The sequence below is a fragment of the Aquincola tertiaricarbonis genome, from assembly GCF_023573145.1.
GTDB lineage: Bacteria > Pseudomonadota > Gammaproteobacteria > Burkholderiales > Burkholderiaceae_C > Aquincola > Aquincola tertiaricarbonis_B.
The window spans coordinates 2,874,854-2,896,021 of the sequence record NZ_CP097636.1 but is presented as its reverse complement, the minus strand read 5'-3'; the positions used below and the strand labels follow the sequence as shown (position 1 = coordinate 2,896,021).

Here is a 21,168-nt window from a genome sequence, read left to right as displayed (position 1 = left end):
TGCGGCCTCGCGTCGGGTCAATGCACTTGTCTAGGCAGGTTGCTGCCGTCGGGCTCGCCCTGCGGGCCCGAGCCGGGGTCTTCGCCGGGCTCGCCCTCTTCGTCCTCGCCGGGCGGCAGCGCCCAGAAGAAGCGGTCGGGAATCACGTTGCCCATGCCGGGGCGGAAGCCCGCGTCCAGGCTGTTGTCCAGGAAGGCCAGCGCCTCGCCCACCGCGGCCTGCAGCTCGCTGCCGGCGGCCAGCAGCGAAGCGAGTGCGGCCGACAGCGTGTCGCCCGCGCCCACGAAGCTGGCCTCGAAGCGCTCGAACTTCTCACCGGTCAACGCGCCCTGGGCCGAGGCCAGCACGTTGTCCACCCACTGCTCGGTGCCCTTGCCCTTGGAAGGCAGCATCACGCCCGTCACCAGCACGAAGCGGGTGCCGTGCTCGCCAGCGGCCACCGCCAGCTCACGCGCCGAGGGCGGGCGCTCGTTGTCCCAGTCGGGCAGCAGGAAGTCGGTCAGCGTCTTGTGGTTGCCCACCAGCACCTCGGTCTGCGGCAGGATCAGCTCGCGGTAGGCGTCGACGTAGCTCTGGTGGTCGTCCTCTTCCAGCCAGCCCAGGTTGGGCATGTAGGCCACCAGCGGCACGTCGGGGTAGTCGCTCAGCACCTCGGCCACCGCGCTCACGCCCTCGGCCGAGCCGAGGAAGCCGACCTTCCAGCCGGCGATGGTCACGTCTTCCAGGATGCCGCGGGCCTGCTCGGCCACCACGTCGCCGTCGATCGCATGGCGATCGAAGATCTCGGCCGTGTCGCGCATGACGATGGCCGTGACCACCGGCAGCGCATGCGCGCCCATCGCCGCGATGGTGGCGATGTCGCCGGCCAGGCCGCCGGCGCCGCTGGCGTCGCTGGCGTTGAAGCTCATCACGCAGGCCGGTGCGACGCCTTCTTCGGCCGTGTCGTCGGCCGGGGGCGGTTGGTGTTGGGGGTTCATGGGGTGGAATCCGGTACGTCCTCTCAAGGGTTGCAGCAGGGTGCCGATAACCTCCAGAGGAGTTTCAAGAAGGTGTTGCATGTGCCTGCGCCGCTTGCACTTTTGGCAAGACCGCGTGGCTACAATGCCCCTTTATTGTAGTGATTGACTGCATAACGTGAGCGACCCTGCAACCTGGATGTGCCTGATCTGCGGCTGGATCTACGACGAGTCCGCCGGCGACCCCGAACACGGCATCGCGCCGGGTACCAAATGGGCCGATGTGCCCATGAACTGGGTGTGCCCCGAATGTGGCGCGCGCAAGGAAGACTTCGAGATGGTCCAGATCTGACGGGCCTGCCGACAGGGCGACCTGCCAGGCGGCCTGCAGCCGGCCCGGCCCGCTGGTACCCCCGGCGCGCACGGGCGTGAAGGAGATTCGCCCGTGAGCGACGCGTTCCCCACCCTCGTCGAGACCGCCGCCCCCGCTTCGGCGGCCAAGGTGCTGGTGATAGACGACAGCAACACCATCCGCCGCAGCGCCGAGATCTTTCTGCGCCAGGGCGGGCATGAGGTGGTGCTGGCCGAAGACGGTTTCGACGCGCTGGCCAAGGTCAACGACCATGAGCCGGAGCTGATCTTCTGCGACATCCTGATGCCGCGGCTGGACGGCTACCAGACCTGCGCCATCATCAAGCGCAACCCGCGTTTCGCCCACGTGCCGGTGATCATGCTGTCGTCCAAGGACGGCCTGTTCGACAAGGCACGCGGCCGCATGGTCGGCTCGGAGGACTACCTCACCAAGCCGTTCACCAAGGAACAGCTGCTGCGGGCGGTGGCGCAATACCGGCGCCCTGCCTGAAGCCGGCCCGGCCAAGGAACAACGAGATGACGATCCGCAAGATCCTGGTGGTGGACGACTCCAAGACCGAGCTCTACCACCTGTCGGACCTGCTGGGCCGCCGCGGTTATGCGGTGCGCACCGCCGAGAACGGGGACGAGGCCTTCCGCCGCCTGGGCGAGGACCTGCCCGACCTGATCCTGATGGACGTGGTGATGCCGGGCCAGAACGGCTTCCAGCTCACCCGGCTGATCACCCGCGACCCGCGCTTTGCCAGCGTGCCCGTGATCATGTGCACCAGCAAGAACCAGCAGACCGACAAGGTGTGGGCGCAGCGCCAGGGCGCGCGCGACTACGTCGTCAAGCCGGTGGATGCGGACGAGCTGGTCGCCAAGATCCGCGCGTTCGACTGAGCGCCCTTCACCCGACCGCCGACGATGGCCGACCGCGAAGCCCTGCGTGACCTGCATGCCCGCCTGGCCGATCGGCTGCAGGCGGCCCGTGACCAGCAGCAGGTGGCCTCCTGGCTGGCGGTGGAATGCCGCGGCCACGGGCTGCTGTTTCCGCTGCAGCAGGCCGGCGAGATCTTTCCGCTGACCACGCTGCTGCCGGTGCCGCATGCGCGGCCCTGGTTCGTCGGCGTGGCCAACCTGCGCGGCGGGCTGCATGGCGTGGTCGACCTGGCCGCCTTCCTGGGGCTGGGCCGCACCGAGACCGCGCGTGAAGGCACGCGTGACCCCGCGCGCCTGGTGGCGCTGGGCGCCGGCAGCGGGCTCAACTGCGCGCTGCTGGTCGAGCGGCTGGCCGGCCTGCGCAACGAAAGCCAGCTCAAGCGTGAGATGTTGCCTGCCGAAGAGCCGGAGGGGCCTGCACTGCCGGCATTCGCCGGTGCGCGCTACCGCGATGCCGACGGGCGCGCCTGGCAGGAAATCCTGCTGTCGGCCCTGGCGGAAGATCCGCAGTTCCTTGCCATCGCGGGCCATTAGCGCCCGAGCACATGTCAGCCCCGGGGTGAAGCAATGAGTTTTCTCGACCAGTACAAGACCAAGGGCGGTGGGCAGGCGGCGGACCCGGAAGGTCCGGCCACACAGATCGGCGAGGATTTCGGCCGCACCACCGGCGAGGCGGCGGACATCGACCTGGACATGGACGTGGGCACGCCGCGGGCGCCCGCCGCAGCGGAGGTGGACCCCTTTGCGGTCACCGCCACCAGCTTTCCCCGCACCGGCGCCGGCCTGGCGCCGCCCGTGGGCGCACCCATTGCGCCGGCCGCCGGAGCGGCCTACCCGCGCGCCGCCGCGCCCGCACCGGCACCCACCCCCGTACCGCCGCGCCCCGCCGCGCTGGTGGCCGAAAGCCAGCCCGCCAGCCTGCAGGACGACGACACCGAAAGCCGGCTGGAAGAACCCGTGCCCGAAGCCGCCCCCGCCGGCAGCGGCCTGCCGCTGATCGGCCGCTGGCCGGTGGCGCGCCAGCAGCGCGTGCTGGGCCTGCTGATGCTGGGCGGGCTCCTGATGCTGATCGTCGGCGTGGTGCTGGCCCTGGGCGCGGCCAACCGCGGTGCCGACCAGGTGGCCGGCGCCAGCCAGGCGCTGGTGCAATCGCAGCGGCTGGCCCGCGCGCTGCCGCAGGCGGTGCTGGGCCAGGCCGCGGCCCTGGTGGACAGCCAGGACAGCGTGCAACAGCTGGGCAGCGCGCTGCAGTCGCTGGCCGGCAGCGTGCCGGCGCCGCTGCGAGACGACACCGCGGCCCTGCTGCCGCTGGCCGAGCGCATCACGCGCAACACCCAGCAGGTGCTGGCCCAGCGCGAGGCACTGACCCAGGCTGGCCAGGCGCTGCGCCGCGTCAACCGCCAGTCGGCCCAGCTGCTGGAAGCCGCGCAGGCCGTGGTGGCCGCCAAGGCCCAGGCCGGTGCCACGCCGGCCGAGCTGCTGGCCGCCGGCCAGCTGACCATGCTCACCCAGCGCCTGGGCCGCAGCGCCGGTGAATTCCTCTCGCCCGAGGGCCTGAGCGCCGAGGCGGTGGTGGCTCTCGGCCGCGACCTGCCCGCGCTGCGCAACACCGCGCTGGCGCTGCAGGACGGCAATGCCGAACTCAACCTGCCCGGCAGCCGCGACCCGGTGGTGCGTGAGCGCATCGCTGCGCTGCTGGCCGCCTACGAGCCGGTGCAGCAGCCGGTGGAGGCGCTGCTGCCGCGGCTGCAGGCGGTGGTGGACGCGCGCAAGGCCGAGGCCGCGGCGCTGGCCGACATCGAGCCGCTGCGCCAGGGCCTGGAAGGGCTGCAGGGCCGCCTGGGCGGCGCGCCCGCCGGGCTGGGCGCGGCGCTGCCGCTGATCGGCGGCGGGCTGCTGCTGGCGCTACTGGGTGGTGGCGGCTTCGTTCGCCTGTACGTGCGCGACCAGGCCGAGCAGGCCCGGCTGGCGCAGCGCCAGCGTGCCGCGGCCGAGCGGCAGGAGCAGCAGGCCAAGCGCGTGAACGATGCCAACCAGGCCGCCATCCTGCGGCTGATGAACGAGCTGCAGCTGGTGGCCGAAGGCGACCTGACGCAGCAGGCCACCGTCACCGAGGACATCACCGGCGCCATCGCCGATTCGGTGAACTACACGGTGGAGGAACTGCGCTCGCTGGTGGCGCAGGTGCAGGCCGCGGCCACGCGGCTGACCGACACCACGCAGAAGGTGGAGGACACCTCCACCGAGCTGCTGGCCGCTTCCACCGAGCAACTGCGCGAGATCCACGAGACCGGCGAATCGGTGCTGCAGATGGCCGGCCGCATCAACGAGGTGTCGGCCCAGGCCCAGCAGACGGCCGAGGTGGCCCGCCAGTCGCTGGCGGCGGCCGAGTCGGGCCGCGCCGCGGTGCAGAACACCATCGGCGGCATGAACACCATGCGCGACCAGATCCAGGAAACCTCCAAGCGCATCAAGCGCCTGGGCGAAAGCTCGCAGGAGATCGGCGAGATCACCGAGCTGATCTCCGACATCACCGAACAGACCAACGTGCTGGCGCTCAATGCCGCCATCCAGGCCGCATCGGCCGGCGAGGCCGGCCGCGGCTTCACCGTGGTGGCCGAAGAAGTGCAGCGGCTGGCCGAGCGCTCGGCCGATGCCACGCGGCAGATCGCCGCGCTGGTGCGCACCATCCAGGCCGACACCCAGGACGCGGTGGCCGCGATGGAGCAATCCACCCAGGGCGTGGTCGAGAGCACCCGGCTGTCCGACAACGCCGGCTCGGCGCTGGCCGACATCGAGCGCGTCACCCGCCGCCTGGCCGAGCTGATCGGGCAGATCTCGGCGCAGGCGCTGAGCGAGGCGCAGGGCGCCAACGTGGTGGCGGCCAACATCCAGCACATCTTCGCGGTCACCGAGCAGACCGGCGAAGGCACCCGTTCCACATCGCAGATGGTGCGCGAGCTGTCGCGCACCGCCGAGGAGCTGAGCCTGTCCGTGGCCCGCTTCAAGATCAACTGACGCCGCGGGCGCCCTCCATCCATGTCCGCTGCCATGCTGCCCTCCGCGCCCCTGTCGCGCGATCACACCGAAGACCTCACCGCGCTCTCCTGGGTGCACGAGGAACTGCGCCGCTCGCTGGAGACGGCGCACAAGCTGCTGCGCCGCCACCTGAAGGAAGCCGCGCTGGCGGGCGACGCCGCCACCGGCGACCCGTCGCTCACCCGCCAGGCCCAGCAGCACCTGCACCAGGGCGTGGGCGCGCTGGAGCTGATCGGCCTGCCGTCGGCGGCGCTGCTGCTGCGCGCTTCCGAGGCCGCACTGGCCCAGCTGCTGCGCCAGCGCAAGCTCAGCGCCGCGGCGGTGGACACGCTGGAATTCGCCTCCTTCGCGCTGCTGGACTACCTGCACCGGCTGCTGGGCGGCAAGCCGGTGTCGCCGCTGCTGCTGTTTCCGCAGTACCGCGCGGTGCAGGAGCTGGCGGGCGCCGAACGTGTGCACCCGGCCGACCTGTGGCCGCTGGAATGGCGCTGGCGCGAGCTGCCGGCCGACGCCAGTGCGCAGCCGCGCCCGCTGGACGCCGACGCCCGGGCCGAGGTGGAGCTGCAGACCCTGGCCCTGATGCGCCAGCCCGAGGGCGCCGCCGCCCAGCGGCTGAGCGACCTGTTCGCCGGCCTGGGTGCCGGCAGCCGCCACCTGCACGTGGCCACGCTGTGGAAGCTGGCCGGCGCCTTCTTCGAGGCGCAGGGCCACCGCCTGCTGCGCACCGACATGCACACCAAGCGCATGGCCTCGCGGCTGCTGGCGCAGCTGCGCGCCGGTGAGCGCAACCCCGAGTCGCTGACCCAGGGCGAGGTGGTGCAGCGCCTGGCGCACGACCTGCTGTTCTTCTGCGCCCAGTCGCTGGACGGCGCCACCAACGCGCCGCGGTTGGCCGCGGTGCAGGCCGCGTGGAGCCTGCCGGCCGAACCGGCGGTGGACTATGAATCGAGCCGCCTCGGCCGCTTCGACCCGGCCTGGGTCTCGCAGGCGCGCAAGCGCGTGGCCGTGGCCCGCGATGCCTGGTCCGCCGTGGCCGGCGGTGAGCTGCACCGGCTGGGCGGCATCGGCGAGCTGTTCGCGCTGGTGGGCGAGTCGCTGCGCCGGCTGTTCCCGGGCGGCGAGCGGCTGGCCGCGGCGCTGCACGACGCGGTGGCCGGCACCGCCGACAGCGGCCAGGCACCGCCCGCTGGGTTGGCGATGGAGGTGGCCACCAGCGTGTTGTACGTGGACGCCGCGCTGGAAGACGCCGACTTCGATCGCCCTGACGAGATCGAACGGGTGCAGCGGCTGGCCGAGCGCATAGCCGCCGCGCGCGGCGGTGCGGCCGCCCAGCCGCTGGCGCCCTGGATGGAGGCGCTGTACCGCCGCGTGTCCGACCGCCAGACCATGGGCAGCGTGGTGCAGGAGCTGCGCGCTGCGCTGGGCGAGAGCGAAAAGCAGATCGACCTCTTCTTCCGCGCGCCGCAGGCCACCGAGCCGCTGGTGCCGGTGCCCGGCCAGCTGCAGGCCATGCGCGGCGTGCTGTCGGTGCTGGGCTTCGACCAGGCCTCGCAGGCCGTGCTGCGCATGCGCGACGACGTCGACCTGCTGCTGCAGGGCGGTGTGGCCGAGGCCGCGCAGCCGCCGCTGTTCGACCGGCTGGCCGCCAACCTGGGCATGCTGGGCTTCCTGATCGACATGCTCAGCGTGCAGCCGCAGGTGGCCAAGTCGCTGTTCGCCTTCGATGCCGACAGCGGGCTGCTGCGTTCCACCGTGGGCAGCGGCGTGGCCCACCGCATGGCCGCGCCCGCGGTGCCCGAGGCCGAGGCGGCGCCCATGCCCGACCTGGTGCCCGAGCCGCTGCCCACGCCGGCCGAGCCGCCGGCGCCGGTGCTGCCCGAACTGCCGGCGCTGCCCGAGTTGTCGCTGGACCTGCCGCTGGACCTGGCCCCGGACCCGGTGCTGGACCCGTTGCCTGTGGCCACCGCCGCGCCCGAGCCGCTGCCCACGGTCGATGCGGTGGACGAAGCGCCGCTGTCGCTGCTGCTGCCCGAGCTGGACCCCGAGACCACGGCGGCGATGCCCTCGGTGCCCGAGCCGGCCGAAGCCCCGCTGGACCTGGCGCTGCCGCCGCTGTCGGCCGAGCCGGCCACGCCGGTGGCCGTGGCCACGCCCGCCGCACCCGAGCCCGCCGCACAGGAAGAAGACGACGAGCTGCGCGAGGTGTTCCTGGAAGAAGCCCGCGACGTGCTGAGCGGCGCCGCCGAGGCGTTGCAGGGCCTGGCCGTGCAGCGCGACGACATCGGCCGCCTGACCACGCTGCGGCGTGCCTTCCACACGCTCAAGGGCAGCGGCCGCATGGTCGGCCTGAACGACTTCGGTGAAGCCGCCTGGGCTGCCGAGCAGCTGTACAACGCCCGCCTGGCCGGCGCCCCGCACGCCGACGACGACCTGCTGGGCCTGACCGGCGAACTGCTGGACTACCTGGGCGACTGGGTGCAGGCGGTGGCCGATCGCCGCGATGGCGGCCATGCGCCGCAACCGGTGCAGCAGGCCGCCGATGCGATGCGCCTGCAAGGCCTGCGCGAGCCGCTGTTCCTGCCAGCGGCCCCGGGCACCGGCAGCCTGGCCTTGGCCGGGGAGGCGCCCGAGGACCTCAGCGGCCCGGTGCCGCTGATCGATGCCGGCGGGCAGTCGGAGTACGGTGCGCTGGAAGGCGTGCTCACCGAACCGCTGGACCGCCGGCCGCCGTGGGTGTTGCCGGTGTCGGCGCCGGCGCAGGCCGGCCCGGCCGAGCCGCCTGCCGCCGACATCGCCGATATCTCCGATACTCCCGATACCGCCGCCTTGCTGGCCGCCGTGCCCGACCTGCCGTCGGCGGATGCGCTGGACCTGGACTTCGGGCTTGACTTCGGCAGCCCGGCACCGGCCCCTGCGGCGGACGCCGCAGCGCTGCCACCCGCGCCGCAGCCGCTGTTCGAGCCGCTGATGACCTCGCCGATGCCGCTGCTGCCGGTGCTGGCCGACGACCCCAGTGCCGCCGCCGACAGGCCGACGGCCCCGGAGCCAGAACCTCAGCCTGAACCCAGGCTGGAAGCCGACGCCCCGCTGCCCGAGCCCGAGGTCTCGATGCTGGTCGACGCCTGGCCCGACTTCCACCTGGGCGAGGCGCCAGCACCCGCGCCACTGGCGCCTGCGCCTTTCGACGAACCGGCGCCTGCGCCTTTCGACGAACTGGCGGCGGCCGAGCCCGCTGCGCCCGAGCTGCCGCCGGCCCCGACGCCGCCCGACGAGTTCAAGCACATCGGCGAGCTGCAGGTGCCGCTGGCGCTGTTCAACATCTTCCTGGCCGAGGCCGACGAGCAGTCGCGCCGGCTGGGCATCGAGCTGGCCGAATGGGCGCTGGAGCTGCACCGGCCGGTGGGCGAAACCGCCGTTGCGCTGGCACATTCGCTGGCCGGCAACTCGGCCACCGTGGGCTTCGGCGAGCTGTCGCAGCTGGCCCGCCTGCTGGAGCATGCGCTGGCCCACAGCCAGGTGCTGGGGCAGGGCGACGGGCCCACTTCACGCCTGTTCAACGAGGCCAGCGACGAGATCCGCCAGCTGCTGCACCAGTTCGCGGCCGGCTTCCTGCGCAGCCCGTCGGCCAGCCTGGTCGAGCGGCTGCAGGCCTGCGAGCAGGCCCTGGCCGCGGCCGCCGCGCCGATGTTCCAGGAGCTGCCGCCCGACTCGGGCACCGGCACGCTGCCGGGCGTGCTGGACAGCGGCCTGGGCGGTGCCACGGCCCTCGTGCCGCTGACCCCTGCGCCGCCGCTGGAGCCGCCGCATGCCACCGCGCTGGCGCTGGACGACGAGGACGGCATCGACGCCGTGGATGCGGTGGACGCCGAGCTGTGGCCCATCTTCGAGGAAGAGGCGCAGGAGCTGCTGCCGCAGCTGGCCGCCCGCCTGCGCGACTGGGCCCAGCAGCCCGAAGACCCCGCCGGCCCGGCCGCCTGCATGCGCACGCTGCACACGCTCAAGGGCGGTGCCCGCCTGGCTGGCGCCATGCGCCTGGGCGAGATGGCGCACCGGCTGGAAACCGCCATCGAGCATCTGCTGGCCCGCCCCAGCCTGCAGCGCAGCGACGTCGAGGCGCTGGAAGCCCGCGTCGATGCCATCAACACCACCTTCGAAGCGCTGCAGCGCGGTGAGCCGCTGAGCGAGGCGCTCCAGGCGCCCGCCGGAACGCCCGAGGAGGCGCCCCAGGAAACGCCCGAGGAGGCACCGCCGCCGTTCCTCTCGCTGGCCGACGAGCCGGCGGACATGCCTGCCGACCCGTCGGGCCAAGACGCGTGGCCGCCGCTGGACGCCGACCTGCCGCCGGCCGCGGAGGCCACGCCGGTGGTGGCCGACGCGTTGCCTGAAGCAGCCCCGGCCCCGGCCACGGCCGAGCCGCCGCCCATCGACTGGTCGCGCTTCACCGACCCTGCGCTGCAGCCCACCCCGGTGCCCGAGGCGCCGCTGCCGGTGCCGGTGCAGCAGGCGCCGGTGCGGGTGCGCGCCGCGTTGCTGGACCGGCTGGTCAACCATGCCGGCGAGGTGTCCATCACCCGCTCGCGGATCGACACCGAGCTGGTGACGATGAAGCATTCGCTGGGCGACCTGACCGAGAACCTGGAGCGCCTGCGCCGCCAGCTGCGCGATTTGGAGCTGCAGGCCGAGACGCAGATCAGCTCGCGCATCGAGGCGGCCAAGGCCAGCCAGACCTTCGACCCGCTGGAGATGGACCGCTTCACCCGCTTCCAGGAACTCACGCGGATGATGGCCGAGTCGGTCAACGACGTGGCCACGGTGCAGCGCAGCCTGCAGCGCAGCCTGCAGACGGCCGAGGACGAGATCGCCGCCCAGGGCCGGCTGACGCGCGACCTGCAGGACGGCCTGCTGCGCACCCGCATGGTGGAGTTCGAGGGTATCGCCGACCGCCTCTACCGCGTGGTGCGCCAGGCCAGCAAGGAAACCGGCAAGCAGGTGCGGCTGGACATCGTGGGCGGCGCCATCGAAGTGGACCGCGGCGTGCTGGACCGCATGACCGGCGCCTTCGAGCACCTGCTGCGCAATGGCGTGGTGCACGGTATCGAAGCGGCCGAGCTGCGCAGCCAGCGCGGCAAGGACCCGGTGGGCCGCATCACCATCTCGCTCAGCCATGCCGGCAACGAGGTGGGCGTGGAAGTGCGCGACGACGGCGGCGGCCTGGACCTGCTGGGCCTGCGTGAGCGGGGCGTGGCCCAGGGCCTGGTGGCGCCGCAGGCGCAGCTCAGCGATGCCGAGCTGGCGCAGCTGGTGTTTGCGCCCGGCCTCACCACCGCGGCCGAGGTCACCGAGCTGGCCGGCCGCGGCGTGGGCATGGACGTGGTGCGCAGCGAGGTGCTGGCCATGGGCGGCCGCATCGAGACCGCCACCAGCTGGGGCGAAGGCACCAGCTTCCGCCTGGTGCTGCCGCTGACCACCGCCGTCACCCAGGTGGTGATGCTGCGTGCCGGCGAGCTGACGGTGGCCGTGCCCGCGCCGCTGGTGGAGGCGGTGCGCCGTGTGCCGGCCGACGAAGTGGCCGCTGCCTACGCCAGCAGCCACTACCCGGTGGGTGAACAGCTGCTGCCCTTCTTCTGGCTGGGCGGTCTGCTGCATGGCAGCGCGCGCGGCAGCGACGCATCGGCCACCCAGTCGCTGGTGGTCATCCGCAGCGCGCAGCAGCGGGTGGTGCTGCATGTGGACGACGTGGTCGGCAACCACGAGGTGGTGGTCAAGAACCTGGGTGCGCAGCTGTCGCGGCTGCCGGGGCTGGTGGGCGTTACGCTGCTGGCCTCGGGCTCGCCCACGCTCATCTACAACCCGGTGGCGCTGGCCAGCCTGTACGGCGAAGGCGCCCAGGCCGCCGCCCGCGAGGCGCAGCCGGCCGAAGGGCAGGCCGCGCCGCGGCAGCCGGTGGCCAGCGCGCCGCAGGCGCCGCTGGTGCTGGTGGTGGACGATTCGCTCACGGTGCGCCGCGTCACGCAGCGGCTGCTGCAGCGCGAGGGCTACCGCGTCGTGCTGGCCAAGGACGGGCTGGAAGGCCTGGAGAAGCTGGCCAGCGAACGGCCGGTGGTGCTGCTCACCGACATCGAGATGCCGCGCATGGACGGCTTCGACCTGGTGCGCAAGCTGCGCAGCGACGACCGGCTGCGCACGCTGCCGGTGGTGATGATCACCTCACGCATCGCGCAGAAGCACCGCGACGTGGCGACCGAGCTGGGCGTGGACCACTACCTGGGCAAGCCCTACTCGGAAGAGCAGCTGCTGGGCCTGGTGGCGCACTACGCGGCCGAACAGGCCGCGCGGCAGGCGGCGGGCGAACTCACGCCGGCCGCTTGACCACGGCAAAGCGTTCCAGCGTGCGGGCCCGCGCCTCGTCGTGGTCCACCACGGGGTGCGGGTATTGCTTGCCCAGCACCACACCGGCTTCGGCCAGCTCGATCGGCCGCGCCAGCCAGGGCGCGTGGATCAGCTTGGCCGGCAGCTTGGCCAGCTGCGGCAGGTAGCGGCGGATGAACTTGCCTTCGGCATCGAACTTCTCGCTCTGCGACACCGGGTTGAAGATGCGGAAGTAGGGCTGCGCGTCGCAGCCGGTGGAGGCCGCCCACTGCCAGCCGCCGTTGTTCGACGCCAGGTCGAAGTCGTTCAGGTGCAGCGCGAAGTAGGCCTCGCCGCGCCGCCAGTCGATGCCCAGGTCCTTGGTCAGGAAGCTGGCCGTGACCATGCGCAGCCGGTTGTGCATGTAGCCGGTCTCGTTGAGCTGGTGCATCGCCGCATCCACCAGCGGGTAGCCGGTGCGGCCCTCGCGCCAGGCGGCGAACAGCGCATCGGCGGCCTTGCCGTGGTCCCACTTGATGGCATCGTACTCGGGCTTGAAGGCATGGCCCACCACGCGCGGGTGGTGGTGCAGCACCTGGTTGTAGAAGTCGCGCCAGATCAGCTCCGACAGCCAGGTGGCCGCGCCGGGTGAGCCCTTGGCCGCACGTTCATGCGCCTCGCGCGCCAGCGCCCGCACCGACACCGTGCCGAAGCGCAGGTGCGGCCCCATGTAGCTGGGGCCCTTGACGGCCGGGTAGTTGCGCGCGTCGTCGTAGCGGTCGATGCGCTCGCGGAAGTCCTGCATCAGCTCGGCCGCGCCCACCGGGCCGCTGGGCAGCTTCAGCTCATGCAGGTTGGTGCGTTCGAAGCCCAGGCTTTCCAGCGTCGGCACCTCGCTGCAGTCGCTCTCCGGCCGCGGTGCCAGCGCGCCGGCATGGCGCGAGACGGGGTAGGCGCTCAGGTAGAAGGCATCCACCTTCTTCAGCCAGGCGTTCTTGTAGGGCGTGAACACGCTGTAGGGGCTGCCGGCGCCGGTCATCACCTCCGAGCGCTCGAACACCACATGGTCCTTGCTGGTGTGGAAGCTGATGCCCAGGTCGGCCAGTGCGCCGCGCACCTTGGCATCGCGCTGGATGGCGTAGCTCTCGTCGTCGTGGTTGGTGTAGACGGCCTGTACGTGCAGCTGGTGGGCCAGCCGGGGCAGCTCCTGCGCCGCCGCGCCGTGCCGCACGATCAGGCCCGCGCCGTCCACGCCATGCGCGGCGGCCATCGCCCGCAGCTGCGCATCCAGGCCCACCAGGCTGTCGCGGATGAACTCCACCCGCCGGTCGGCACGCGGCAGTTCATCGAGGAGGGTGCTGTCGAAGATGAAGGCGCAGTGCACCTGGCGCGCGGCCTTCAGCGCATGGAAGAGGGCGGCGTTGTCTTCGGCGCGCAGATCGCGGCGCAGCCACACCAGGGCGGCATCCAGGGCCTTCATGCGGGTTCGGTCTCCAGCGGGTGGGTGCGGTCCAGCAGGCTTTCCAGGCAGTGTTCGGTGATGCCGTAGAAGGCCTTGATCTCGGCGATCTGGCTGCGCAGTGCCTGGCGCCGCGCGGCGGGCAGCGGCGTGGCGCGCTTGACCGCCAGGATCATCTTGTTCTTGCTGGTGTGCTCCAGCGAAATGAACTCGAACACCTGCGTGGCATAGCCATGCGCTTCCAGCAGCAGGGCGCGCAGGCTGTCGGTCACCATCTCGGCCTGCTGGCCCAGGTGGATGCCGTGCTGCAGCATCGGCTGCAGCAGGGAAGGGCTCTTCATCTGCGGGCGGATCTGCTTGTGGCAGCAGGGCGCGCTGAGGATGATGGACGCGCCCGCGGTGATGCCGCGGTGCAGCGCATGGTCGGTAGCGGTGTCGCAGGCGTGCAGCGCGATCATCACGTCGGTGGCACCGGTTTCCACGCTGCCCACGTCACCGCGCTGGAAGTGCAGGCCGTCCAGGCCCAGCCGGCGGGCCGCGCCTTCGCACAGCTGCACCATGTCGTCGCGCAGCTCCACGCCCGTCACCAGCGCCGGTCGGCCGCGGGTGTGGGTCAGGTAGTCGTGCACCGCAAAGGTCAGGTAGCCCTTGCCCGAGCCGAAATCCAGCACCCGCACCGGCGCTGTGCCGCCGGCCAGCGGGCTGCCGTCGAAGGCATGGTCCAGCACCTCGACGAACTTGTTGATCTGTTTCCACTTGCGCGACATCGCCGGCACCAGCTTGTGCTGGGCATCGGTGACGCCCAGCTCACGCAGGAAGGGCCGCTGCAGGTCGAGGAAGCGGTGCTTCTCGCGGTCGTGCGTGTTGGCCGCCTCGCGCGCCTGGGCCGTGGGCCGGCGCACCAGCGCGGGCTTGCCCTTGCGGCTGAACAGCAGCTGCACGTCCTCGGCGGTGGTCAGCAGGTGGGCGTGGCTGAAGGCCGGGCCGGCCAGGCCGCGCAACAGCGCGATGGCCTCGTCCAGCGGGTGGTTCTTGGTGATGTCCTTGGTGCGGTGGGTGTACACGAACGACAGGTGCGGCTGGCCACGCAGCTGCACCGGCCGGGCGGTCAGCCGCTGCAGCTCGGGCTCGGGGCCGTGGTACTTGCCCAGCACCAGCTTGGCCAGCGTGCCGGCGGCCAAGCTCTCGGCCAGCAGCGCGAAAAAGCGTTCGGTGGGGTCGGTGTCGGCGGGCGGGCTCATCGGGGCAGGGGTGGGCGCGCCGGGATGGCGCGTCGTCAGCAAGGGCGCGGCCGATTATCGGGGCCGCCCCGGGGCGCGGCGGGGGCGCACTAGAATCGCCCCATGGCCGACAGCGCCCGCATCAACCTCACGAATCAGTTCCTGATCGCCATGCCCGGCATGGCCGACGAGAACTTTGTCGGCGCCGTGGTCTACCTGTGCGAGCACACCGAACGCGGTGCGCTGGGCCTGGTGATCAACAAGCCCATCGACATCAAGCTGCGCAACCTGTTCGAGAAGGTGGAGCTGCCGCTGGCGCGCGAAGACCTGGCCGACGCGCCGGTGTACTTCGGTGGCCCGGTGCAGACCGAGCGCGGCTTCGTGCTGCACGAAAAGTTGTCCAGCGACGGCGGCCACTACAACTCCACCATGGCCATTCCCGGCGGCGACCTGGAAATGACCACCAGCAAGGACGTGCTGGAAGCCCTGTCCAGCGGCGCCGGCCCGCGCAAGATCCTGGTGACGCTGGGCTACAGCGGCTGGGGCGCCGGCCAGCTGGAAGACGAGATCAGCCGCAACGGCTGGCTGACGGTGGACGCCAAGCCCGAGGTCATCTTCGACACGCCGATCGCGCAGCGCTACGACAAGGCCTTGTCGCTGCTGGGCATCGACCCGCGCATGCTGAGCGGGGAGGCGGGGCACGCGTGAGCGACCAGCCCGACGCCCCCCAGCCCGCCACCGCGCCGCCCGTTCCCCGTTCCTTCCTGGCTTTCGACTACGGCACGCGCCGCGTGGGCGTGGCCAGCGGCAACACGCTGCTGCGCAGCGCCACGCCGCTCAAGACCATTGCGGCCGAGGGCGATGCCCGCTTCGCCGCCATCGAGCAGCTGGTGCGCCAGTGGCAGCCCGATGCGCTGGTGGTGGGCGTGCCGGTGCACCCCGATGGCACGCCGCACGACAATACCCGCCGCGCGCAGCGCTTCGCCCGCCAGCTGCACGGCCGGCTGCGGCTGCCGGTGCACGAAGTGGACGAGCGCTACAGCACCACCGAAGCGCTGGCCGGCGGCGCCGCCGACGTGGACGCGGCTTCGGCCGCCATCATCCTTGACCAGTTCCTGAGAGCCCAACCATGAGTACTCTGTCCCTCGACGCCGAGGCGCTGTACGCCGAGCTGCGCACCGGCGTGCGCGGGCTGCTGCAGCCGGATGCGCTGCTGGTCGGCGTGTGGTCCGGCGGTGCCTGGCTGGCCGAGCGCCTGCAGGCCGACCTGGGCCTGCCCGGCGCGCACGGCGTCATCTCCAGCGCGCTGCACCGCGACGACTTCGGCCAGCGCGGCATGGCCGCCGGTGTCGACGCCACCAAGCTGCCCTTCGAGATCGAAGGCCGCCACATCGTGCTGGTGGACGACGTGCTGTACACCGGCCGCACCATCCGCGCGGTCATCAACGAGTTGTTCGACTTCGGTCGCCCGGCCAGCGTGACGCTGGCGGTGCTGGTGGACCGCGGCGGCCGTGAGTTGCCTATACAAGCGGCCTATGCCGCCGCCCGGCTGGCCCTGCCGGCGTCGCAGCGGCTGTCGCTGGCCCGGCACGAGGACGGCCGCCTGCGCTTTGCGGTGCAGGCGATCGAGGCGGGAGAGTGAAGCGATGAAGAACCCCCAACTGAACCAGCACGGCGAGCTGATCCACCTGCTGTCGATCGAAGGCCTGCCGCGCGACGTCGTCACGCAGATCCTGGACACCGCGGGCACCTTCCTCAGCGTCAACGACCGTGACGTGAAGAAGGTGCCGCTGCTGCGCGGCAAGAGCGTGTTCAACCTGTTCTTCGAGAACAGCACGCGCACCCGCACCACCTTCGAGATCGCGGCCAAGCGGCTGTCGGCCGACGTGCTCAACCTGGACATCGCGCGCAGCAGCACTGCCAAGGGCGAAAGCCTGCTGGACACCATCGCCAACCTGTCGGCCATGCATGCCGACATGTTCGTGGTGCGGCACAGCGAAAGCGGCGCGCCCTACCTGATCGCCCAGCACTGCGCGCCGCACGTGCACGTGGTCAACGCCGGCGACGGCCGGCATGCCCACCCCACGCAGGGCCTGCTGGACATGTACACCATCCGGCACTTCAAGAAGGACTTCCGCAACCTCACGGTGGCGGTGGTGGGCGACATCGTGCACTCGCGCGTGGCCCGCTCCGACATCCATGCGCTGACCACGCTGGGCGTGCCCGAGATCCGCGCCGTCGGCCCCAAGACCCTGGTGCCGGGCGACCTGGCGCAGATGGGCGTGCGGGTGTGCCACGACATGGCCGAAGGCATCCGCGATGCCGACGTCATCATCATGCTGCGGCTGCAGAACGAACGCATGAGCGGCGCGATGCTGCCCAGCTCGGGCGAGTTCTTCAAGAGCTTCGGCCTGACGCCCGAGAAGCTGGCCCTGGCCAAGCCCGACGCCATCGTGATGCACCCGGGGCCGATCAACCGCGGCGTCGAGATCGACTCGTCGGTGGCCGATGGCCGGCAGAGCGTGATCCTGCCGCAGGTGACCTTCGGCATCGCGGTGCGGATGGCCGTCATGAGCATCATTGCTGGGAACGAGGCATGAGCAGAATCCTGATCCAAGGCGGCCGCGTCATCGACCCGGCCTCGGGCCGCGACGAAATCACCGACGTGGCCATCGCCTCCGACCGCATCGTGGCCATCGGCCCGGCGGGCGACTTCCAGCCCGACCGCCGCATCGACGCCCGCGGCCGCATCGTGGCCCCCGGCCTGGTGGACCTGGCGGCACGCCTGCGCGAGCCCGGCCATGAGCACGAAGGCATGCTGGAAAGCGAACTGGCCGCGGCCGCGGCCGGCGGCGTCACCAGCCTGGTGTGCCCGCCCGACACCGACCCCGCGCTCGACGAGCCCGGCCTGGTGGAGATGCTGAAGTTCCGCGCCCGCAAGCTGAGCCGCTGCCGGCTGTTTCCGCTGGGGGCACTCACCCGCGGCCTCAAGGGCGACATCCTCACCGAGATGGCCGAGCTGACCGAGGCCGGCTGCGTCGGCTTCTCGCAGGCCGAGGTGCCGATTGCCGACACGCTGGTGATGCAGCGCGCACTGCTCTACGCCGCCACCTACGGCTACACCGTGTGGCTGCGCCCGCAGGATGCCTGGCTGGGCAAGGGCGTGGCGGCCAGCGGCGCCGTGGCCACGCGGCTGGGCTTGTCCGGCGTGCCGGTGATGGCCGAAACCATCGCCCTGCACACGCTGTTCGAGCTGGTGCGTGCCACCGGCGCCCGGGTGCACCTGTGCCGCATCTCCAGCGCGGCCGGCGTGGCCCTGGTGCGCGCCGCCAAGGCCGAGGGCCTGCCCGTCACCGCCGACGTCAGCATCAACTCGCTGCACCTGACCGACGTGGACATCGGCTACTTCAATTCCGCGATGCGGGTGACGCCGCCGCTGCGCCAGAGCCGTGACCGCGACGCGCTGCGCGCCGGCCTGGCCGACGGCACGATCGACGCGCTGGTGAGCGACCACAACCCGGTGAGCACCGACGAGAAGACGCTGCCCTTCGCCGAGGCCACGCCCGGCGCCACCGGGCTGGAACTGCTGCTGCCGCTGGCGCTGAAGTGGGGCGAGGACAGCGGCGCCGGCCTGGTGCGGGCGCTGGCCGCCATCACCAGCGAGCCGGTGCGGGCGCTGGGTGCTTCGCTGGGTTCGCTGGCGGCCAGTGCCGGCCGCCTGGTGGCCGGTGGTGTGGCCGACGTCTGCGTGTTTGACCCCGACGAGCGCTGGCAGGCGCTGCCCGCCGCACTCAAGAGCCAGGGCAAGCACACGCCGTTTGCGCCCGAGCACACCGGCTTCACGCTGCCCGGCCGCGTCAAGGCCACGCTGGTGGCCGGCACGGTGGCCTACGAAGACACGGCAGCCGCGGCTTGAGCTTTCCGCGTGTGAGTGCGCCCCGCGCCGCCTGGCGGCTGGTGCGGGCGTTGCTGCAACTGGCCAAGGGCCTGGCCATCGTGCGGCTGCGGTTCAGTGGGCTGGATGCCGCCGGTCGCCAGCGCGAGATCCAGCGCTGGTCGGCTGGCGTGCTGCAGGCACTGGGTGTGCGCCTGGTGGTGGAAGGCCGGCCGCGGCCGGGTGCCGCGCTGGTGGTGGCCAACCATGTGTCGTGGCTGGACATCGCGGCGCTGCATGCCAGCTGCCCGCAGGCGCGCTTCGTCTCCAAGGCCGACGTGCTGGGCTGGCCGGTGGTGGGCTGGCTGGTGCGCAGCGTGGGCACCTTGTTCATCGAGCGGGCCAGCAAGCGCGATGCGCTGCGCGTGGTGCATCAGATGGCGCAGGCGCTGGCGCAGGGCGATTGCGTGGCGGTGTTCCCCGAGGGCACCACCTCCGATGGCCGGGGCGTGCTGCCCTTCCATGCCAACCTGCTGCAGGCGGCCATTGCGCACGGCGTGCCCATCCAGCCGGCGGCGCTGCGCTTTTCCGATCCGCAGCATGCGGTGAGCCCGGCAGCCGAGTTCATCGGCGAGACCACGCTGGTGCAGAGCGTGTGGAGCATCGTCAGCGCCCGCGACCTCACGGTGCGGGTGCGCTGGCTGCCGGCCCAGGCCAGCGCGCATGCCGATCGGCGTGCGCTGGCGCAGCGGCTGCAGCAGGAGATCGAGCAGGGGCTGCTCGATCTCTGAAACGGGTTCAGCCTTTCTTGCCCTGGGCTGCCACCGCCGCTGCAGCCTTCGCGGCCGCCTCTGCATCACCCAGGTAGTAGTGCTTGATCGGCTTCAGGTCGGCGTCCAGCTCGTACACCAGCGGAATGCCGTTGGGGATGTTCAGGCCGACGATGTCGTCGTCGCTGATGTTGTCCAGGTACTTCACCAGCGCGCGGATGCTGTTGCCGTGCGCCGCTACCACGATGCGCTGGCCGCTCTTGATCGCCGGTGCCAGCGTTTCGTGCCACAGCGGCAGCACGCGGGCCACGGTGTCCTTCAGGCATTCGGTCAGCGGCACCTGGGCCGGATCGAGCTGGGCGTAGCGCAGGTCACCGCGCTCGCTGCGTGCATCGCCGGCGTCCAGCGGCGGCGGCGGCGTGTCGTAGCTGCGGCGCCAGACCAGCACCTGCTCATCGCCATACTGCTTGGCGGTCTCGGCCTTGTTCAGGCCTTGCAGGCCGCCGTAGTGGCGCTCGTTCAGGCGCCAGTCCTTGACCACCGGCAGCCAGGTGCGCTCCATGCGGTCCAGGCAGTGCCACAGCGTCCAGATGGCGCGCTTGAGCACCGAGGTATATGCCACGTCGAACTCATAACCCGCCTCGCGCAGCAGGTCGCCGGCTTGCTGGGCCTGGGCCACGCCGGTGGCGGTCAGCGGAACGTCGGTCCAGCCGGTGAAGCGGTTCTCGAGGTTCCAGGTCGATTCGCCGTGGCGAATCAGCACGAGCTTGTACATGGCGCGGTCGGGCCCGGTGGGCAGAGGAAGGGGAAGCCCGAATTCTATAATTCGCGTCTTTCGCTCCCTGCTGGCCCACCCGTGCAATTCCTGATCGCCAATTGGTACCTCGTGCTCGTCGCCCTCGTCTCCGGCGGCCTGTTGCTGCTGCCCTCGCTCAAGCAGGCTGCGGCCGGTGGCGGCGCCGGTGCCGTGGGCACCAGCGAGGCCGTGCGCCTCATCAACCGTGAGAAGGCCACGCTGGTCGACGTCAGCGAAGCCGCGGCCTATGCCGCCGGCCATGCCACCGGCGCCCGCAACGTGCCCATGAGCACGATCGAATCGGCCCCCAAGGGCCTGCCCACCAACAAGGCGCTGCCGCTGCTGGTCATCGGCGGCGCGGGCGTCAACGTCAACCGCGCCGCGGGCATGCTGCGCAAGGCCGGCTACACCGACGTGCGCACCGTGGCCGGTGGCCTGGCTGCCTGGCGCGAAGCCAGCCTGCCGGTCGAAAAATCAGCCTGAGCCAAAGCCGGCCTCGCCGGCGATTCCTGCGTGCCGCATGAGGCTTTGCCTGGCGGCCCGGTTCACAGCACGGCGGCTTTCATGACAATTGCGTCATGAACACCGTCCGCATGTACACCACCCAGGTCTGCCCTTACTGCATCCGCGCCAAGCAGCTGCTGGCCCAGCGCGGCGTGACGCAGATCGACGAGATCCGCATCGACCTGCAGCCGGCCGAGCGCGACACCATGATCGAGCTGACCGGCCGGCGCACCGTGCCGCAGATCTTCATCGGCGACAAGCACGTGGGCGGCTGCGACGACCTGATCGCCCTCGACCGCGCGGGCGGGCTGGTGCCGCTGCTGGCCGCCTGAGGTTTTCCCCCGGGCGGTCCGTCCGCGGGGCGTCATTGACGCACGCCATAATCCTTGATCAAGCCCGCAGCCTGCGGGTTTTTGATTTCTTGGATGAACTCACCATGGCCGAGCAAGAACTGACCCCCGTCTTCCAGATCCAGCGCATGTACCTGAAGGACCTGTCGCTGGAGCAACCCAACTCGCCGCAGATCCTGCGCGAGCAGCAGGTGCAGCCCCAGGTCGACATCAACCTGGGCGTGTCGGCCGAACCCATCGCCGAAGGCGTGTTCGAGGTGTGCGTCACCGCCACCGTCACCACCAAGATCGGCGACAAGACGCTGTTCCTGATCGAGGCCAAGCAGGCCGGTATCTTCGAGATCCGCAACCTGCCGCAAGACCAGATGCAGGCCATCATCGGCATCGCCTGCCCGGGCATGGTGTACCCGTACCTGCGTGCCATCGTCTCCGACGTGTGCACCCGCGCCGGCTTCCCGCCGGTGGTGCTGTCGGAAGTCAACTTCCAGGCCATGTTCGAAGCCCAGCAGCAGCAAGCCGCTGCCAACGGCGCCGGCCTGAACTGACGACTGGTGGCCCC

19 protein-coding genes are annotated in these 21,168 nt (G+C 71.5%); 15 read left to right on the top strand and 4 right to left on the bottom strand.

What is annotated here, in order from left to right:
• Positions 1–17: 17 nt before the first annotated feature.
• Positions 18–977, bottom strand: a complete 960-nt coding sequence (gene thiD, locus MW290_RS27710) for a bifunctional hydroxymethylpyrimidine kinase/phosphomethylpyrimidine kinase (protein WP_250197583.1) — start codon at positions 975–977, stop codon at positions 18–20.
• A gap of 178 nt (positions 978–1,155) precedes the next feature.
• On the opposite strand from thiD, the gene MW290_RS27705 reads away from it, so the two are divergent.
• The 6 genes from MW290_RS27705 (at position 1,156) to MW290_RS27680 (ending at position 11,657) form a co-directional block, all read left to right on the top strand.
• A complete protein-coding gene (locus MW290_RS27705; protein WP_046115735.1) occupies positions 1,156–1,308 on the top strand; it encodes a rubredoxin in 153 nt (50 codons plus the stop codon).
• Between the two features lie 93 nt (positions 1,309–1,401).
• Complete coding sequence (locus MW290_RS27700; RefSeq protein WP_250197582.1) at positions 1,402–1,818, top strand: response regulator; 417 nt, start codon at positions 1,402–1,404, stop codon at positions 1,816–1,818.
• Between the two features lie 26 nt (positions 1,819–1,844).
• On the top strand, positions 1,845–2,210 hold the full coding sequence (locus MW290_RS27695; RefSeq protein ID WP_250197581.1) for a response regulator: 366 nt from the start codon (positions 1,845–1,847) through the stop codon (positions 2,208–2,210).
• Between the two features lie 24 nt (positions 2,211–2,234).
• Positions 2,235–2,783 carry a chemotaxis protein CheW gene (locus MW290_RS27690; protein ID WP_250197580.1) on the top strand — a complete coding sequence of 183 codons (549 nt, stop codon included), beginning with the start codon at positions 2,235–2,237 and terminating at the stop codon, positions 2,781–2,783.
• Between the two features lie 33 nt (positions 2,784–2,816).
• Positions 2,817–5,267 (top strand): methyl-accepting chemotaxis protein, encoded by a 2,451-nt coding sequence (locus MW290_RS27685; RefSeq protein WP_250197579.1) that lies wholly within the window; start codon positions 2,817–2,819, stop codon positions 5,265–5,267.
• 21 nt (positions 5,268–5,288) lie between these two features.
• Positions 5,289–11,657, top strand: a complete 6,369-nt coding sequence (locus MW290_RS27680) for a hybrid sensor histidine kinase/response regulator (RefSeq protein WP_250197578.1) — start codon at positions 5,289–5,291, stop codon at positions 11,655–11,657.
• Here MW290_RS27680 and MW290_RS27675 read toward each other — a convergent pair.
• Positions 11,641–13,116 (bottom strand): cryptochrome/photolyase family protein, encoded by a 1,476-nt coding sequence (locus tag MW290_RS27675; protein WP_250197577.1) that lies wholly within the window; start codon positions 13,114–13,116, stop codon positions 11,641–11,643. The two genes, MW290_RS27680 and MW290_RS27675, sit on opposite strands and share 17 nt — an antisense overlap.
• The gene (locus tag MW290_RS27670; RefSeq protein ID WP_250197576.1) at positions 13,113–14,336 is read right to left on the bottom strand and encodes a class I SAM-dependent methyltransferase; all 1,224 of its coding nucleotides are present in this window, start codon (positions 14,334–14,336) and stop codon (positions 13,113–13,115) included. Before MW290_RS27670 ends, MW290_RS27675 begins: the two co-directional genes overlap by 4 nt.
• 102 nt (positions 14,337–14,438) lie before the next feature.
• Between MW290_RS27670 and MW290_RS27665 the strand changes: the two genes are divergently transcribed.
• The 6 genes from MW290_RS27665 to MW290_RS27640 are packed head-to-tail and all read left to right on the top strand — an operon-like array spanning position 14,439 to position 18,980.
• Positions 14,439–15,023: a YqgE/AlgH family protein gene (locus MW290_RS27665; protein WP_250197575.1), complete on the top strand. Its 585-nt coding sequence runs from the start codon at positions 14,439–14,441 to the stop codon at positions 15,021–15,023.
• Positions 15,020–15,448, top strand: coding sequence for a Holliday junction resolvase RuvX (gene ruvX / locus MW290_RS27660; RefSeq protein ID WP_250197574.1), 429 nt, complete (start codon positions 15,020–15,022; stop codon positions 15,446–15,448). Before MW290_RS27665 ends, ruvX begins: the two co-directional genes overlap by 4 nt.
• Entirely contained in the window at positions 15,445–15,957 is a 513-nt protein-coding gene (gene pyrR / locus MW290_RS27655; RefSeq protein ID WP_250197573.1) for a bifunctional pyr operon transcriptional regulator/uracil phosphoribosyltransferase PyrR, read from the top strand. The genes ruvX and pyrR overlap by 4 nt, the downstream gene beginning before the upstream one ends.
• Before the next feature lie 4 nt (positions 15,958–15,961).
• Complete coding sequence (locus MW290_RS27650) at positions 15,962–16,915, top strand: aspartate carbamoyltransferase catalytic subunit (protein ID WP_250197572.1); 954 nt, start codon at positions 15,962–15,964, stop codon at positions 16,913–16,915.
• A complete protein-coding gene (locus tag MW290_RS27645) occupies positions 16,912–18,231 on the top strand; it encodes a dihydroorotase (protein ID WP_250197571.1) in 1,320 nt (439 codons plus the stop codon). Before MW290_RS27650 ends, MW290_RS27645 begins: the two co-directional genes overlap by 4 nt.
• Positions 18,232–18,242: 11 nt before the next feature.
• Complete coding sequence (locus MW290_RS27640; protein ID WP_250197570.1) at positions 18,243–18,980, top strand: lysophospholipid acyltransferase family protein; 738 nt, start codon at positions 18,243–18,245, stop codon at positions 18,978–18,980.
• Between the two features lie 7 nt (positions 18,981–18,987).
• Here the strand turns inward: MW290_RS27640 and gpmA are convergent, their stop codons facing one another.
• Positions 18,988–19,734, bottom strand: a complete 747-nt coding sequence (gpmA, locus tag MW290_RS27635) for a 2,3-diphosphoglycerate-dependent phosphoglycerate mutase (protein WP_250197569.1) — start codon at positions 19,732–19,734, stop codon at positions 18,988–18,990.
• An 81-nt stretch (positions 19,735–19,815) separates the two neighbouring features.
• Between gpmA and MW290_RS27630 the strand changes: the two genes are divergently transcribed.
• The 3 genes from MW290_RS27630 (at position 19,816) to secB (ending at position 21,154) form a co-directional block, all read left to right on the top strand.
• A complete protein-coding gene (locus tag MW290_RS27630) occupies positions 19,816–20,238 on the top strand; it encodes a rhodanese-like domain-containing protein (RefSeq protein WP_250197568.1) in 423 nt (140 codons plus the stop codon).
• A gap of 95 nt (positions 20,239–20,333) precedes the next feature.
• The gene (gene grxC, locus MW290_RS27625) at positions 20,334–20,591 is read left to right on the top strand and encodes a glutaredoxin 3 (RefSeq protein ID WP_250197567.1); all 258 of its coding nucleotides are present in this window, start codon (positions 20,334–20,336) and stop codon (positions 20,589–20,591) included.
• Between the two features lie 104 nt (positions 20,592–20,695).
• Positions 20,696–21,154, top strand: a complete 459-nt coding sequence (secB, locus tag MW290_RS27620) for a protein-export chaperone SecB (protein WP_250197566.1) — start codon at positions 20,696–20,698, stop codon at positions 21,152–21,154.
• Positions 21,155–21,168: the final 14 nt, after the last annotated feature.